Raw genomic sequence first — 16,726 nt, forward strand, 5'->3', positions numbered from 1 at the left:
AGAAGAATACCCTGCCCGGTATGCCTGCGCACCCGGAGTTGGCTGCTATGCCTACGCCCGAGGCCCACAAACTGGTGCTGCGCACCCTGCGCCGGGCCGATTTTAAGGAGGTAAAAACCATCATGGACAAGGTGTATTCCAATATGGAAGGCTCCTGGGCTCAGGATGAGTACAACGCCCTGATCCGCAAGTTTCCCGAAGGCCAGATCTGCATCGAGGACAATGGCAAGATTGTGGCCGCAGCGCTGGCCATCATCGTGGAATACAGCAAGTTCGGCGACAAGCACACCTATGCCAAAATCACGGGCAACGGCAAGTTCGACACCCACGATGCAGAGGGCGACACGCTTTACGGCGTCGATGTGTTCGTGGACCCCGAGTACCGCTCTCTGCGCCTGGGCCGCCGCCTCTACGACGCCCGCAAGGAACTCTGCGAGAGCCTGAACCTGCGGGCCATGGTGGCCGGTGGCCGCATTCCGGGCTATAGCAACCACGCCAACGAGATGACGCCCGCCAAGTACGTGGAGATGGTGCGCAACAAGGAGCTCACCGACCCCATCCTCACTTTTCAGCTGGCCAACGACTTCTACGTTCGCAAAATTATCCGTGGCTACTTGCCCTACGATTCCGAGAGCAAGGCCTACGCAACGCTGCTGGAGTGGATTAATGTGTACCACGAGGAGGAAACCGAGAAGCTCATCGGCAACCAGAAATCCAACGTGCGCATCGGTATTGTGCAGTGGCAGATGCGCGCCACCCGCGACCTGGACGACTTCTTCCAGCAGATGGAGTTCTTCGTCGACACCGTTTCAGGCTACAAGTCGGACTGCGTGTTGTTCCCCGAGTTCTTCAACGCCCCGATGATGGCCCTGACCAACCAGGAGTCGCCCTCGGTGGCCATCCGCTCGATGGCCGCTTTCACCGAGCCCATTAAGGTGAAGATGATGGAGCTGGCCGTGAGCTACAACATCAACATCATTGCCGGCTCAATGCCGCTCTACGAGGATGGCAAGTTGCATAATGTAAGCTACCTATGCCGCCGCGACGGCACCGTGGACGAGCAGTACAAACTGCACGTAACGCCCGACGAGGCAAGCTACTGGGGCATGCGCGGGGGCAGCCAACTGCGCTGTTTCGACACCGACTTCGGCAAAATCGGCATCCTGATCTGCTACGACGTGGAATTCCCTGAACTGAGCCGGATGCTAAGCGACGAGGGCATGAAAATCCTGTTCGTCCCTTTCTGGACCGACACCAAGAACGCCTACCAGCGCGTGCGGCTCTGTGCCCAGGCCCGGGCCATCGAGAACGAGTGCTACGTGGCCATTACCGGCTCGGTGGGCAACCTGCCGCGGGTCGAGAACATGGATATCCAATACTCGCAGAGCGCTGTATTCAGCCCCTCCGACTTTGCCTTCCCCCACGACTCCATCGTGGCCGAGGCCACGCCCAACACGGAGATGACCCTGATTGCTGACCTCAACCTGGACCTGCTGAAAGACCTGAACACCAGCGGGGCCGTGCGCAACCTGCGCGACCGGCGCAAGGATTTATACTCGGTGAGCTGGGTGAACAAAACCGAGCGGGCCGACGAGCTGCTGAGCCAAGGCGAGGAGCGGGCCCCCAAAACTACGCCCCGCCACGCCCCCATCACGGTGGCGTAGCGCATCGTAGCATCTTAATTTGAAGCCTGAAAAGCCGCTCGTCATTCACTGACGAGCGGCTTTTTGAATTTCGGGTTAGTGCATGATTCGGGCTTTTAAGCTCGGCAATTGTCCTTGACAGCCATTCCCGATTAAAACCAAATTAAATGAGGTAATCATGGAACCTAAAGGCAGTTGAAAGTACGTAAGTGCAGGGAAGCGGAGAATATTCTCCTCATCTTAACCATCCCTCCATTCCCAAAATTTACCTTTTATGCTTTCTTCCTCTACTCTTCGCCCGGCGGCTCGTCGCCGGGGCTTGCTGTTAGCTACGCTGTGCCTGTTGGCCGCTGGCTCGGTATCGGCCCAAACTATTTCTACCACGGTTTTCGGTCTCTCGCAGACCACTACGCTCACGAGCAGTCTCGTCTCGTTTGAGGCTAGCGCGCCGGGCGTACTCACGCTCAATCTGCCCGTAACAGGTATTGCCACCGGCCAGGTACTGGTTGGCATTGACTTCCGGCCTAACACCGGCGAACTGTTCGGCCTGGGCTACAACCCAACCGGCACCCAGGTACAGGTATACCGCCTCGACCGCACGACGGCCATTGCCACGGCCATCGGTACGCCCCTGACGCTCAACCTCGGCACCGACCCCACCCGGATCGGCTTCGACTTCAACCCTACCGTTGACCGCCTACGGGTGACGGCCGGCAACGGGGCCGACTTCCGCCTCAACCCCAACAACGGGGCCCTGGCCGCCACCGATGGCACGCTGGCTTACGCTGCCGGCGACCCCAACTTCGGTCAGACGCCCGGCGTGGGCTCTTCGGCTTACACCAACAGCTATATCGGCACCACTGCCACCACCCTCTACGACCTCGACGAGGCCAATAGCCGCCTAGTAAAGCAGGACCCGCCGAATGCCGGTACGCTGGTAACCGTGGGCGCGCTAGGCGTTTCGACGAGTGAGGCGACCAAGATTTCAGACCTCGACATCTACTTCAACCCCACCAACCAAGTACAGACGGCCTACATGACGGTGGCTACCGTTACGAGCCCTACGGCGGCCTCGACCGTCTTTTACACCGTGAACCTGACCAGTGGCACGGCTACGTCTTTGGGAACCATCGGGGCGGGCGCGACGCCCACGGCTATTACCGACATTGCCCTGCAGATTGTGCGGCCCGCCACGCTGGCGGCCGTAACCGGCAACCTGGCCTACGCGCTGGCCGGTGGCAACCTGATTTCGTTTGACACCGCCCTGCCCGGCACCATCCGCACGTCGGTGGGCATTACGGGGGTAGCCACGACCCAAACGCTGGTGGGCATGGATGTGCGCTCCCTTAACAATGCTTTGTATGCCCTCGGCTACGACGCTACGGCTCAGACGGGCCAGCTCTACACCATCAATGCCGTTACCGGCGCAGCCACCAACCTTAGCGGCACGACCAACCTGCCCCTGCCCCTGGGCACGGGTAGCATCGCCTTTGATTTCAACCCAACCGTTGACCGGATTCGGGTGGAGGGTGTAAACCGGGCCAACTTCCGCATCAACCCCAACGACGGTACCGCTACCCCCATCGTGGATGGCATCCTGGCCTATAAAGCCGGCGACCCTAACGCCGCTGCTACCCCGGCCATTGGCTCGGCCGCTTACACCAACAGCTACCCCGGCCCCGGTAACCCAACCGGCTCCACCACCCGCACCACCCAGCTCTACGGCTACGATGAGGCCCTGAATATTGTGGCCAACCAGGTACCGGCCAACGATGGTACCCTAACGACAATTGGTGTTTCGGGCATCATGGCAACGGCCGGCCCCAACATCGATATGGATATCTACAGCACTGCCGAGGGTAACAACACCGCCTACCTGGTAGCTACTACCGGCACGTCGGCCAGCTCCAGCCTCTATGCCCTGAACCTGGCCACGGGAGCTGCCACCGGCGCCCAGCAAATTGGTTTCGGCCTGACCGTTCGTGACCTCGCCATTGCCGCCCAAGGCGGCGTGACTACCGGCACGCGCAACCCCACCGTGGCCACGGGCTTCAGCCTGTTCCCGAACCCCGTCACGAGCAGCGCCGAAGTAAGCTTCCGCCTGCCCCGCGCGGGTGCCGCCGAACTGGTGCTGACCGATGCCCTGGGCCGCACCGTAGAGCGCCTCGATTTGGGCAACCGCTCGACCGGTGCCCAAACCCTGACCTGGACCCCGTCCAACCGCCAAGCCGGCGTGTACTTCCTGCGTCTGCTCGTCGATGGCCAGTCGGCCGGGACGCAGCGCGTGCTGGTGCAATAGGTGAACGAGTGGCTCGGTGAATGGGTGACTGCGAAACGCACGCAATTCGCCCCCCACGCAGCTCACTAGTCCCGCCAAACAAAGAGCCCCTGATATCCACGCGGACGTCAGGGGCTTTTTGCTTAGTGAGGGTATCAAATGCAGCAAAACGACCGGCAGAATTCATTCACTGAATCATTCACTCACCGAGTCCCTCTCCATTAGCCGTGGGGGCTTTCCTGGGCGGCCAGGTGGGCGTGGTCGCGGAGGATGGTGCGCAGGAAAGCTTCGTCGGGCAGGTCGGTGCGGATGCTGGTCAGGTCCTTCACCTTGCCGGCCAGCTCGTTGATGACCACGTAATTCTCGTCGGTTAGCGCCTGCTGGAGCAGTTGGCGGATGGTGGCCACGTCGTGGTCGGCTAGTTGGGCGGCGGCGGGGAACACCACCACGTAGCCGGGCTCGGTGAAGGCCGGTGCCAGCACGTCGCCGGCCGGGCGGGGCCGGGTACGCACCACGGAAGTGCCGGCGGCCAAATCGCCGAGGCGCTGGCCCTTGCCGTTGGCCAGCACTACTACCAACGCCACCACGCCGCTGCCGATACCAGTATCGATGATGCGCAGAATCCAGCGCAGCAGGTAGTCGCCGAAGCGGGGCGGGGTGCCGTCGAGGCGGATAACGCGGATGTCGCGGGCCTTCTTGCCGATGCTCTGGCCGTTGAGCATGGTTTCGCAGATCAGGTGGTAAAACACGAACGGCACCCCTACCAGCGCCACGAGCAGGACCAGCGCCACGGTGTTGCCCGCCCCTATTCCCCCGGCAATAGAGGCAATGATGCCCCCGCAAATCAGCGCCCAGGCCCCGATAACGACGCCGTCGATGATGGTGGCCAGAATTCGTTCGCCCACGCTGGCGACTTCGTACTCGACTGTAACGTTTTGGGTGGTTTGAACGCGGATAGTATTCATGCGGCGGGTGATGAGCGAAATAAGACGGACGGTTATGCTGCCAGCCGCCGAAATTTTGTAATCTTCGCAGCACCGGAATCAGGGGCGCAAAATACACTAGTCGGGGCGAAGGCCGACATGGCTACTCTGTTTTTATTGTCCGGTCTTACCCGCGCGCTTTCGCCGTGCGCCCTCATCCGCCCCGTGCCCGTCCCTCATGCGTGAAGCCGTCTTTTTGCGCCAGAACGAAGCCCGCTGGAAAACCTACGAGCAGCCCACCCCCGGCCCCGAGGAGTTGGCCGCCCGTTTCGTTGCCCTGACCGACGACCTGGCCTACGCCCAAACGTTCTACCCCGGCTCGCCCACCACCCGCTACCTCAACGACCTGACCGCCCGCCAGCACCAGGCCCTCTACAAAAACAAGCCCGAGCAAACCAGTCGGTTCGCCGATTTCTGGCGGCGCGAATTGCCCCTGCTCGTAGCCCGCCACCATGGCCCGCTGGGCTTGGCGCTGGGCCTGTTTCTGCTGTTCGTGTTTATTGGGGTGCTGTCGGCGGCCTACGACGACAGCTTCGTGCGCGTGGTGCTCGGCGACGAGTACGTGAACCGCACGCTCGACAACATCCGCCGCGGCGACCCGATGGCGGTGTACAAAGGCATGAGCGAGGCCCCGATGTTTCTGGCCATCACGGCCAACAACATTTACGTGGCCCTCACGGCCTATGCCTTGGGCGCCACGCTGGGCCTGGGCACCGTGTGGGCGCTGTTCCGTAATGGCCTGATGCTGGGCTCGTTCCAATATTTCTTCTATCAGAAAGGCGTGCTGCTACCCTCGGTACTCACTATCTGGATTCACGGCACGCTCGAAATATCGGCTATTGTGCTGGCCGGCGGGGCGGGCTTCGTGATGGCGCGGGGCATCCTGTTTCCGGGCACCTACTCCCGGGCCGCCGCCTTCCGCCAGTCGGCCCGCGACGGGCTCAAACTGGCCCTGGGGCTGGTCCCGATTTTCGTGGTGGCCGGGTTTCTGGAGGGTTTCGTGACCCGCCACACCGAAATGCCGCTGCCCCTGAGCCTGGGTATTATCGGAACGTCGGCGGCCTTTATCGGCTGGTACTTCATCGTGTATCCGCGCCGGCTGGCTGCCCGCCAGCTCCAGCCACCATCCTAATACCCCGGCCGATTGGCGGCTCCCCCTTGCTTGCTTAGCTACTTTCTCTGCTTACTATGAAGCCAACCTTTACCCAAGCCGCCGACTTTCGGCAACAGCGCGACTTCAGCCAGAAAATAGGGTCGACGTTTGAATTTCTGGGGGCACACTGGCGGCCGTTGGGCAAATGCCTGCTCTACTTCGTGCTCCCCTTGTCCCTGATTCTGGGTGTGGGGCTGGGGCTGCTAACGAATACCATTTGGAACGTAGCGGGCCAGGCCCAGACCAACCCGGGCGTGCTGAAATCGGGGGCGGCGCTGGGAGCCTCCTATTTCTCGGGTTTTGGCCTCGCGATGTTGGGTGGCGTGTTGGCTTTCCTGATGGCAGTGAGCACCGTGCACAGCTACGTGCGCCTGCTGCTCACGACCGAACCGGCGGTTGCGCCCACCCCGGCCGAGGTCTGGGTGGAAATCAGAAGCCGACTGGGCCGGTTGCTGCTGGCCTGCTTACTGCTGTTCGGTGTGTATGCGGGCATTATGCTCGTGGTGGGCCTCGTGGTGGGCGGCAGCATGGCGGCGGGCGGCGGGCCGTTCGTTTTCCTGCTGGTTCTGATCCTGATGCCGTTGCTGCTGTACTTATTGGTGCCCCTGACGCTCTATTTTCCGGTTTTATGGCTCGAAGATGAGGGCCTGTTTGCGGCCCTGCGCCGCTGCTACTACCTCGTAAAAGGCAAGTGGTGGGCCACATTCGGGCTGTTTGTTATTGCGGGCATGATTCAGGGCATGATGTCATTCATTTTCGTGCTACCCCAGTACGCCGTGCTGTTTGGCAAGATGCTCCACATCCCGGGCCTCGACTCCGACCTGACGGGCATGGTAGCGCAAACGCTCTACGCCAGCGGGACCATGCTGCTGTATCCGGTGTCGCTGCTGGCTATGATATTCCAGTATTTCAACCTCGTCGAGCGCAAAGAAGGGCTGGGCTTGCTGAGTCGGATTGCCAACCTAGGCTCCGGCCTCGCTCCCGCAGTCGAAAACGCCACCTTCCGCCCCGATGATGAGGGGAATTATTGAGTTACCAGTTACCAGTTACCAGTTACCAGTTACCAGTTGAAAATACGGTCGTTTTGAGCTGTGGAAAGGGTTGACCCATTGATTTGGCTCACTTCGGGTACTTATGACTGCGAGCAGTTTTTTTGCCGGCTCAAAATCCGCTTCCTTGCAGCTAACAACCTGTAAAATATACCCTGTGCCATTGCGCGTGCCCGTGTCTTTTTCGCCCCGTTTTTCCGGTTTGCTGTTGCTGCTGCTGTTGCTTGGCACGCCGGATTCGGTACGAGCAACGGCACCGGCCGGCGCAACCGTAGCCCCAGCAGCGGCGGCAGCTCCGCCTCGCGAGTTTGCGCCCGACCAGGGCCCGGCCCCGCGCCTGCGCCGTCCCAATCAGGCCCGCCTGCGGGCGTTGCGCGGGCAGCGCGAGTTCCGGTACGTGGAGGTGAGAAGCGAGTTGAGCGCCTGGGACCTGTTCTGGGGCCGGTTCTGGCGCTGGGTTACCGACCACCTCGAAACGCCTTCGGGCCGCTTCTTCTGGAAGTATGGAATCTACGCCGTGCTGGTGGCCGCCCTCATTTTCGCCGTCCTCAAGCTGTTGCAGGTGGATGTAACCCGCGCCTTTGGCCGCGCCCCGCGCCCGGTGCCCCTCCCCTACGACGCCGGCACCGAAGACCTGCACGCCCTCGACCTCGACGCGTTGCTGCGCGAGGCCGAGGATGCCCACCAGTACCGCCTGGCCGTGCGCCTGGGCTACCTGCGGGTGCTGCGCCAGCTCTCCGACCGCCAGCTCATCAACTGGCAGCCCGACAAAACCAACCACGACTACCTCTACGAGCTGCCTCCCGGCCCCCTGCCCGATGCTTTCCGCGAACTGACCCGCCAGTTCGAGTACGTCTGGTACGGCGAGCAGGATGACCTTTCCGCCACCGACTACGACCGCGCCCGCACCACCCGCGAAGCCTTCCAACGCCGCCTCACCGGCCAGTCCCAGGCAGCGTAGTTAGTTGTCAGTTGAAAACACACTTATCTGCTTCCGATTTGACCATATAAATACCAAAAAACTACTGTGAAGGACCATAGATTCGTCGTCAGGCTCCCTCTCTCCCCGAGGCTTCGCGCATCAAGCGAACCGGGAGCTATCGGTGAGATTGCCCGCTAACTTTCGCTCATGACAACTTTCCGTTGGTATCTGGTGGGCCTGGGGCTGCTATTTGCGGCCTACGTGGCTGTGGAGTACTACCGTCCGAAACCCCTCGACTGGTCGCCCACGCTGCGCAACGACCACAAAAGCCCCTATGGCACCTTCGTGCTCTTCGACCAGCTGCCTACCGTGCTGGGCGTACCGGCCGAGGAAGTCCGCATTGTCCGGGCCCCCATCTTCAGCCAAATCGAGGGCATGGACGAGGACGATTTTGCAACCGGGCTGGACGAAGAAGCCGAGTCGGCGGCGACGGCTGACTCTACCAACGCTGCTACCGCCGCTGCCGAAGACTCCGCTGATACGGCCAGCTTCGCCGACACCACGGCCAGCGCCACTGCGGCGGCCCCGGCAACGCCCGGCCCGACCCGGCCCCGGCAACCCGCGACGGCAACTGATACGGCAGGGGAAGATGCGGACTACGCGGCCGGTTTAGCGGCCGGCCATTTCGAGCCCGCCACCTACTTGTTCGTCGCGCAGTCGTTTAGGCTGAGCCGCCTAGATTGCCAGGCGTTGCTGCGCCACGTGGCCCGCGGCAACGACGTGCTGATTGCGGCCGAGGATTTTGATTCCTACTTCGCCGACACCCTGGGTTTTCAAACCAGCTTATCGGGCAAGGCGCTGGAGTTGCACACGGTCCGGCCCGATGCCGTAGGCCAGCCGGCCGGCGACTCGGTGCAGTTGCAGCTGACCAACCCAACCCTGGCCCGACAGGCGGGCGCGGCTTTCCGGCTGCCGCCCGCGCCGCCCTCACCCGCCTGCTGCCCGATTCGAACCTCACCGGCCGCGCTACCCAACTCGCCACCGCCACCGACGATGACCAAGCCGTGCTGCTGCGCGTGCCCCACGGCCGGGGCCACATCTATCTTTGCTCGGTGCCGCTGGCGTTTTCCAACTACTTCGTGCTCCAGCCGCGCACCAGCAACTTCGCCTTCGCGGCCCTCACGTACTTGCCCACTGGCCGCACCGTGTGGTGGGACGAGTACCAGAAGCAGGGCCGGAGGGGCGAGCAGTCGTTGCTGCGGGTCCTGTTCGACCACGAGGCCCTGCGCTACGCCACTTACCTCGCGCTGCTAGGCGCCTTGCTATTTGTGGTGGTAGAAGCCCGGCGGCGGCAGCGTATAATTCCGGTGCTTCGGCCTTTGCCCAACACCACGCTGCAGTTCACCCGCACTGTGGCCGGCCTTTACCGCCAGGGCGGTAGCCATGGCCTGATTGCTGAGAAGAAAATCGGCCTGTTCCTGGAGCATCTGCGCGCCCGCTACCACGAGCCCGGCCTCGACCTGACCGACGATGCTACTCGCGAACGGCTGGCCCAGAAGTCGGGCATTCCGCGCCCGGAAATTGATGCCTTAGTACGCCGCCTGAATTTCGCCCTCACCGCCCCCCAGGTTTCCGACGCCGAACTGCTGGCCCTGAGCAAGGCCATCAATAGCTTTCGGCAAGCAGCCGCCTAAAATTGCACTGTAAGTCTAAATTATCTTTTACTTATTTTGCACTTATCTAATAATGCACTTTAAGCCTAATTCAAGACACATTTTATCGCACCAAACCTCTTTACAGCTATAACTATTACCTCTTCTTCTCCCAAGCAAAACTAATTTCAAGATGGAAAATAATTTCGATAATTCTCCTAAAGAACTCACCCCGACCGCCCAAGCGGCACCTGAACCGGTGGTTCCCGAAAATGGTCTGGCTACCAACGAGGCGCCCAATCCTGCCGCCACCTTCGCTCCGGCTCCCTTTGCCCCGCGTACCGACCTGAGCCATCTGACCCGCCACGCCGATGCCATCCGGGGCGAGCTGAGCAAGGTGATTGTGGGCCAGCGCGACCTGGCCGAGCTACTGCTAGTTGCCCTGCTCGCCGACGGCCACGTGCTGCTCGAAGGCGTGCCGGGCGTGGCCAAAACGCTTACGGCCAAGCTGCTGGCCCGCACCTTGAGCGTACCGTTCAGCCGCCTTCAGTTCACGCCCGACCTGATGCCCTCCGACGTGCTGGGCACCTCCGTATTCCGGCCCCAGAAGGGCGAGTTCGAGTTCCGGCCCGGCCCCATTTTCGCCAGTGTGGTCCTGATTGACGAAATCAACCGGGCGCCCGCCAAAACGCAGTCGGCGCTGTTTGAGGTGATGGAGGAGCGCCAGATAACCCACGACGGCACCAGCTACCCGCTGCCCGCGCCCTTCGTGGTGCTGGCCACCCAGAACCCCATCGAGCAGGAAGGTACCTATCGCCTGCCCGAAGCCCAGCTCGACCGGTTTCTGTTCAAGCTCAGCGTAGGCTACCCCACCGTGGAGGAGGAAATTGCCATTCTGGAGGGCCACCACGCTGGTTTTGGCGACACCCCGCTCGACGCGGTGCAGGCCGTGGTATCGGCCGCCGATCTGCACCAGCTACGCGAACAGGTGCGCCGCCAGCACGTGGAGCCCAAGCTGCTCGAATACATTGCCCGCCTCGTGGGCCAGACCCGCGCCCACAAGGGCCTATACCTCGGGGCCTCGCCCCGGGCCTCACTGGCCCTGCTCAACGGCGCCAAAGCCCTGGCCGCCCTTCGCGGCCGCGACTTCATCACCCCCGAAGACATCCAGTATCTGGCCCCGATGGTACTCCGCCACCGCCTCCAGCTCACGCCCGAGCGCGAAATGGAAGGCGGCACCCCAGACGATATCGTGAAGCAGATTTTGCAGCAGATTGAAGTGCCGCGTTAGGTAGAAGTTAAAAAGAACGACACTCCCCTCCTCAGCAGCTGAGGAGGGGACGCCGCCGCGAAGCGGCGGCTGGAGTGGTTGGCTAGTTGCTGATACTGTTTAGTTGAATGACTGACAGTGGCATTGTTCAGCAAATCAACCACCCCTAACCCTTCCTTTTTAAGGAGGGGAACTAGTTTTTAGTACTAGCTTCTGGTTCATGCTTTTTCTGCGCAGCTTCTTTCTCACCCGCCGCTTTTTTCTGGTGCTAGCCCTGCTCATTACCGGGCTGGTGGTGGCGTTTTTCCTGCCGGGGTGGCTGGCGCCGGTGCAATTGGCGCTGGGGCTGCTGGCGGGCCTGGCGGTGCTGGATGCGGCGCTGCTATTTACCCGGGGCGGGGGCGTGTTCGGGCGGCGGGTGCTGGGCGACAAGCTGGCCAATGGCTCCGATAACGACATTGCCATTTACCTCGAAAACCAGTACCGCTTCCCAATTCATACTGAAACCATCGACGAGGTGCCCCACCAGTTTCAGCGCCGCGACGTGCTGTTTCGGGCCACCGTGCGGCCCGCCGAAACCAGCGTGATTCGCTACCAGCTGCGGCCCACTAAGCGGGGCGAGTACGCATTTGGGGCCCTGAACGTGTACGCAGCCTCCCCGCTGGGGCTGGTGCGGCGGCGGTTCCGGTTCGATGCCAACCGGGTGGTGCCGGTGTACCCCTCCTTTTTGCAGATGCGCCAGTATGAGCTGCTGGCCGTGAGTAACCGGCTCACGGAGGTGGGCGTGAAGCGCATCCGGCGGGTGGGCCAGAGCCTGGAGTTCGACCAGATCCGGCCCTACGTGCCCGGCGACGATCCGCGCCGCATCAACTGGAAGGCCACCGCCCGCCGCGCCACCACGCCCGGGGCCGTTGATGCGCTGGCCGTTAACCATTACCAGGACGAGCGGGCCCAGCAAGTGTACTGCCTCATCGATAAGGGCCGGGTGATGCGCATGCCCTTCGAGGGCCTGAGTTTGCTCGATTATGCCATCAACGCCACGCTGGTCGTGAGCAACATTGCCCTGCTCAAGCACGACAAGGCCGGCCTCATCACCTTCTCGCACCAGCCCGGCGCGATGGTGGCCGCCGACCGCCGCAGCGGTCAGCTCCGTAAGCTGCTGGAGGTGCTGTACCGCCAGAAAACCAAATACCTCGAAACCGATTATGAGCGGCTCTACATCACGGTGCGCCACCAGATTCGCCAGCGCAGCCTACTCATCCTGTTCACCAACTTCGAAACGCTCTACGGCATGCAGCGCCAGCTGCCCTACCTGCGCCGCATGGCCAAGGACCACCTGCTGCTGGTTGTTTTCTTTGAAAACACCGAGCTCGACGCCTACCTACATGCCCCCGCCGCCACCACCCAGGACGTGTACAACCAGACGGTGGCCGAGAAATTCGCCCAGGAAAAGCGCCAGATCGTGCGCGAGCTCAACCGCTACGGCATCCAGGCCCTGCTCACCACCCCCCAGAACCTGACGGTCAACACCATCAACAAGTACCTGGAGTTCAAAGCCCGGGGCCTCCTCTGATTCACAAATGTTGCGGATGTTGCAGATGAAAAGGATTCGTTCTGTTGGTAGATTCGTTCAAGTATTCAACTGACGGATTTGCAGTTTTGCACATCTGCCAGCAAAACGAATCTGTCGGCAGAACGAATCCTTTTCATCTGCAACATCCGCAACATCTGTGATTATTGGAACGCCTCCAGTTTGGCGTTGTCGAGCAGCATGTTGGCGGTGGTGCCGTAGTAGAGGAAGACGATGGAAACGTGGTCGAAGGGCTGCTGCGGGGGGCGGATGGTAAAGCTCAGGGTGCGGGGCCAGTTGGCGTCGAGGGCGCGTTGCAGACGCACGGTGCGCTCCTTTACGATGGTAGGGCCGTCCCAGAAGCGCACCACGTACTGGGTCATGCGGCCGACCTCCCACTCGCGGGCCGACGCGCCAGCCAGGGCCGAGGCCCGGAGCCAGGTGAAGCTGCCTGGGCGAACGGCCAGGCGGTATTCGGGGCTGCTGGGGTGGGCGGCGCTGAGTTGCAACGAGCAGCTGCCCGCCAGGGCCAGCGCGCCGCAGGTGGCGGCGGGCTCCTGCTCAAAACCTTGTTGCCAGAGTACGCGCAGGTTGCGGGGCGTACCGGTAAATTCGGAATTGCTATCGAGTAGCAGTTGGGTTTCGGGCGGCACCTGGTAGCGGAACAGGATGCGCCAGAGGTAGGTGCGCGTCATGTCGCCGGCCGCCAGTAGGCCGCCGGGCAGCGCCATTTGCGTAAGCCAGAAGCCGTAGGCGCAGCCCAGCACGGCCACCACCCCGTAGAGCGCAGCCCACACCGGCCGGGCCAACAGCCAACGCAAGGCCGCCGCCAGCGGCCAGGCCAGCACGGCGTAGGTCTGCACCATCGCCCGCTGGCCCAGGCCGCCGCCGTAGGTCCATTCATCCCAGGCGAAGGCCACGTAGGTGAACAGCCCCATGAAAATCAACATGGGCCAGAAGGCCGCGGGCTGCTGCCGGCGCAACGGCCCGAAGCCCACCAGCGCCGTGAGCAGCAGGGGCGAATAAATCAGCCAGCCGCTGCGGAAGCTGAAGATGCCGTCGAACAGATGGGGTTTCAGCCAGCTAAACCCCTGCTCCTGGTAGCTGTACACCACCCACTCGCCGCTGGCGTAGTGCCAGTAGAGGGGCTGAATGCTGAGCACGGCCGCGCCGAGCAGGCCCGCCAGCAGCAGGTGGCCGGCGTGCCGTTGCCAGAACGCCAGCTTTTCGCGCAGGCCGGCCCCGGAAATCTGCAGGCCCCAAAGCAGCGGCAGCAGCGCGGCCAGCAACTCGGTGGGCCTCGTGAGCGTCATCAGGCCCACGATGGCCCCGATGGCGGCGGCGCGGCCGGCCGTGGGACGGGCATAATAGGCGGGCGTGAGCAGCAGCAGTGCCGCGTACCAGCCAAACAGCCAGTTATGGGTGAGGGAGCCCTGGCCGGCGGTGTAGTTGAGGTAGTTGGTGCCCAGCACCAGCACCAGCAGCGTGCCCGCCGTGGCCCATTCGCCAAAGCGCGGCAGCAGCGCCCGGCGCACCAGCCACAACCCCAGCACGGCCACCAGCAACGCCGCCAGCTTCATAGCCAGTTGATAGGGTTCTGAATAGCCGTCGGAAGCATAGCCCAGCGGTTCAGCCAGGGCGTGGCCCACCAGGAAAAACGGCAGTTCCTGCAGGGCCAGGCCGGCGGGGTACTTCAGCACCATGTGGCCGCTGGGGTGCGGAAAGGCCGCATCGAAGCCCGAGCCCGAGGGGGCGTAGTCGCGCACGAGCTGGTGGCGGAAGTTCAGGTCGCGCAGGTCGTGGTGCACGAAAATGGCCGGCAGGTAGAGGTAGTAGCCCGCCGCGTCCCACTGCAGCACCCGCGACTGGTGGGGCTGGGGCGCAGGGTAGTACCACCAGGCCACGCCCAGTATCAGGGCCGTGCAGATAACCCAGGCCCAGCGGGAAGCAGATTTCATGGCCTGAAAGTACGGCCCGGAAACGAATCGGGCCCTTCGGCATTGTGCTTGCTGAGGGCGAGGCGTACGCCAGGGCCATCGGGCCTGCGTACCTTGCCAACCCGTTACCGCTCCTCATGATCTGTCTGCTTTCCCTCCGACGCCGGCTGCCGGCACTCGTTTTCCTGCTGCTGACCGCTCCGGCCCTGCTGGCCCAGCCAACCAATCCCGACACCCGGAATCTGCTGCCGGTGCCTACTTCCGTGCGCTGGGGCGCGGGCAGCCTCAACCCCAAAACCCGGCTGCGCCCGCAGTTTCTGGGGCCCACCGACACGAGCATCGTTGCGGCCGTGGGCCGGACGCTACAACGGCTGCACCTGAATGCGCCGGCCACGGGCAAATTGGCAACGACGCTGCCGCTGCTGGTTCGCTACGGCAAAGTGGGGCGGCCCGAGCAGTTCGATGCGGAGCGCTACAGCCTGCGCGTCACGCCCAGCGGCGTCAGCATCGATGCGCCCACCAGCCTGGGCGTGTTGCGGGCCCTGGCCACGCTGGAACAGCTGCCCCAGGCCACCAGCGGCCACCCGCTACTGCCAAGCCCGACGGTGTTACCCCAAGTGGTTATGCTGCCCGAAGTCGATATTCAGGACCAGCCGCGCTTTGCCTGGCGGGGGCTGCTGATTGACGCGGCCCGCCACTTCATGCCCGTATCCGTCATCAAGCGCAACCTCGATGCCATGGCGGCCGTGAAGCTCAACGTGTTGCACTGGCACCTCGCCGACGACCAGGGATTTCGGGTGGAAAGCAAAACCCTGCCCCGCCTGCATGAGGTGAGTGGGCAGTACTACACCCAAGCCCAGGTGCGCGAGGTGCTGCGCTACGCCGCCGCCCGCGGCATCCGGGTGGTGCCCGAGTTCGACGTGCCCGGCCACACCATTGCCTGGCAGGCCGCCTACCCCCAACTGGCCTCCGGCGACACTCTTTACAAAACTGTGTACCAGAGCTGGCGCCTGGCCAACGTCGCCCTCGACCCGACCAAGGAAACCACCTACGCGCTGCTCGATACGCTGTTCAAGGAGATGACGGCCCTGTTTCCCGACCCCTACTTCCACATCGGGGGCGACGAAAACGACGGGCGCCAGTGGCGGGGCAACCCGCGCATTATGGCTTTTGCCAAGGCGAACAAGATGCTGAAAGCCGACGGCAAAACCCTCGACAAGCACGCGCTGCAAACCTACTTCAACCGCCGGGTGCTGGCTATGGTCACGAAATACGGCAAGCAGATGGTGGGCTGGGACGAAATTCTGGGCCCTGGCCTGCCGCAGGACGCCGTGATTCAGAGCTGGCGGGGCAAGAAGGGCCTCTACGACGCCGCCCAGGCCGGTAACCGCGTCATTCTGTCGAACGGCTACTACCTCGACCTCAACTACAGCGCCGCCGCCCACTACGCCACCGACCCGCTGCCCGTCGATAACCCGCTTACCGTGGCCCAGCAGCAGTTGATTCTGGGCGGCGAGGCGACGATGTGGAGCGAGTTTGCCGACAGCGTTATCGTGGATTCGCGCATCTGGCCCCGGGCCGCCGCCGTGGCCGAGCGGCTATGGTCGGCCCGCGACCTGGCCAACGTGCCCGATATGTACCGCCGCTTCGGAGCCGTTTCCCGGCAGCTCGAAGGCCTAGGCCTGCAGCACCGCAGCGCCCCCGAACTGCTGCTGCGGCAGCTGGCCGGCCCCACCGCCGACGTGGGTCCGCTCCGCACGCTGGCCCAGGTATTGGAGCCCGTCAAGGAATATAAGCGCCATTTCCAGGGCTTCACCTACGTGCCCAGCACCCCCCTGACCCGCCTCGTCGATGCCGCCCCCGCCGAGTCTGACGTGGCCCGGGCCTTCGGCTGGCAGGTTGATTCGATGCTGACGGCCTACGGCGCGGCTGGGGCCAACCGGACCACGCCGCCCGCAGCCCGCGCCCTGCTGCTGCGCATGCGCCGGCAGCTGCAAACCTGGCAGACCAACAACTCCCGCCTGATTCCGCTGCTGGCCACCTCCCCCACCCTCACCGAGTACGCGCCCCTTTCGGCCAACCTGAGCACCGCCGCCACCCTGGCCCTGGAGCGGCTGGCGCTGCTGGAACGCGCCGAAGCGCCCACCGCTGCCGGGCAAGCCGCCGCCCTCAAGCAGCTCGATGCGCTAAACAAACCGGCCGGGCAGACGGAGCTGGCGGTGCTACCGCATCTGCGGCGGCTGGTGGGGCTGCGGTAATTTTTCAGGTG

Annotated in this window: 12 protein-coding genes; 10 read left to right on the forward strand and 2 right to left on the reverse strand. The window is 63.1% G+C overall.

Annotated elements, in window-relative coordinates; genetic code table 11:
• Nucleotides 1–47 precede the first annotated feature (47 nt).
• Together CDA63_RS03260 and CDA63_RS03265 are read left to right on the forward strand one after the other, a co-directional pair.
• Nucleotides 48–1,664: a bifunctional GNAT family N-acetyltransferase/carbon-nitrogen hydrolase family protein gene (locus CDA63_RS03260; RefSeq protein ID WP_165768188.1), complete on the forward strand. Its 1,617-nt coding sequence runs from the start codon at nucleotides 48–50 to the stop codon at nucleotides 1,662–1,664.
• 253 nt (nucleotides 1,665–1,917) lie between these two features.
• On the forward strand, nucleotides 1,918–3,942 hold the full coding sequence (locus CDA63_RS03265) for a DUF4394 domain-containing protein (protein ID WP_088463020.1): 2,025 nt from the start codon (nucleotides 1,918–1,920) through the stop codon (nucleotides 3,940–3,942).
• A 200-nt stretch (nucleotides 3,943–4,142) separates the two neighbouring features.
• Here the strand turns inward: CDA63_RS03265 and CDA63_RS03270 are convergent, their stop codons facing one another.
• Entirely contained in the window at nucleotides 4,143–4,886 is a 744-nt protein-coding gene (locus tag CDA63_RS03270; protein ID WP_088463021.1) for an RDD family protein, read from the reverse strand.
• Nucleotides 4,887–5,082: 196 nt separating this feature from the next.
• Between CDA63_RS03270 and CDA63_RS03275 the strand changes: the two genes are divergently transcribed.
• The 7 genes from CDA63_RS03275 (at nucleotide 5,083) to CDA63_RS03305 (ending at nucleotide 12,523) form a co-directional block, all read left to right on the forward strand.
• The gene (locus CDA63_RS03275; RefSeq protein ID WP_088463022.1) at nucleotides 5,083–6,036 is read left to right on the forward strand and encodes a stage II sporulation protein M; all 954 of its coding nucleotides are present in this window, start codon (nucleotides 5,083–5,085) and stop codon (nucleotides 6,034–6,036) included.
• A gap of 56 nt (nucleotides 6,037–6,092) precedes the next feature.
• Nucleotides 6,093–7,088, forward strand: coding sequence for a hypothetical protein (locus CDA63_RS03280; protein WP_088463023.1), 996 nt, complete (start codon nucleotides 6,093–6,095; stop codon nucleotides 7,086–7,088).
• Nucleotides 7,089–7,275: 187 nt separating this feature from the next.
• Nucleotides 7,276–8,067 carry a DUF4129 domain-containing protein gene (locus CDA63_RS03285; RefSeq protein WP_165768175.1) on the forward strand — a complete coding sequence of 264 codons (792 nt, stop codon included), beginning with the start codon at nucleotides 7,276–7,278 and terminating at the stop codon, nucleotides 8,065–8,067.
• A 168-nt stretch (nucleotides 8,068–8,235) separates the two neighbouring features.
• Nucleotides 8,236–9,342, forward strand: a complete 1,107-nt coding sequence (locus CDA63_RS20290) for a DUF4350 domain-containing protein (RefSeq protein ID WP_126546710.1) — start codon at nucleotides 8,236–8,238, stop codon at nucleotides 9,340–9,342.
• Nucleotides 9,282–9,722 carry a hypothetical protein gene (locus CDA63_RS03295; protein ID WP_126546711.1) on the forward strand — a complete coding sequence of 147 codons (441 nt, stop codon included), beginning with the start codon at nucleotides 9,282–9,284 and terminating at the stop codon, nucleotides 9,720–9,722. The genes CDA63_RS20290 and CDA63_RS03295 overlap by 61 nt, the downstream gene beginning before the upstream one ends.
• Nucleotides 9,723–9,873: 151 nt before the next feature.
• Complete coding sequence (locus CDA63_RS03300; RefSeq protein WP_242434532.1) at nucleotides 9,874–10,971, forward strand: AAA family ATPase; 1,098 nt, start codon at nucleotides 9,874–9,876, stop codon at nucleotides 10,969–10,971.
• A gap of 199 nt (nucleotides 10,972–11,170) precedes the next feature.
• Nucleotides 11,171–12,523: a DUF58 domain-containing protein gene (locus tag CDA63_RS03305; protein ID WP_088463027.1), complete on the forward strand. Its 1,353-nt coding sequence runs from the start codon at nucleotides 11,171–11,173 to the stop codon at nucleotides 12,521–12,523.
• Nucleotides 12,524–12,684: 161 nt separating this feature from the next.
• On the opposite strand, the gene CDA63_RS20745 is transcribed toward CDA63_RS03305, so the two are convergent.
• Entirely contained in the window at nucleotides 12,685–14,478 is a 1,794-nt protein-coding gene (locus CDA63_RS20745; RefSeq protein WP_088463028.1) for a hypothetical protein, read from the reverse strand.
• A 116-nt stretch (nucleotides 14,479–14,594) separates the two neighbouring features.
• Here CDA63_RS20745 and CDA63_RS03315 point away from each other — a divergent pair, with 116 nt between their 5' ends.
• Nucleotides 14,595–16,715, forward strand: coding sequence for a beta-N-acetylhexosaminidase (locus CDA63_RS03315; RefSeq protein ID WP_088463029.1), 2,121 nt, complete (start codon nucleotides 14,595–14,597; stop codon nucleotides 16,713–16,715).
• Nucleotides 16,716–16,726: the final 11 nt, after the last annotated feature.

The sequence above is a fragment of the Hymenobacter amundsenii genome, from assembly GCF_002204745.1.
Lineage (GTDB): Bacteria > Bacteroidota > Bacteroidia > Cytophagales > Hymenobacteraceae > Hymenobacter > Hymenobacter amundsenii.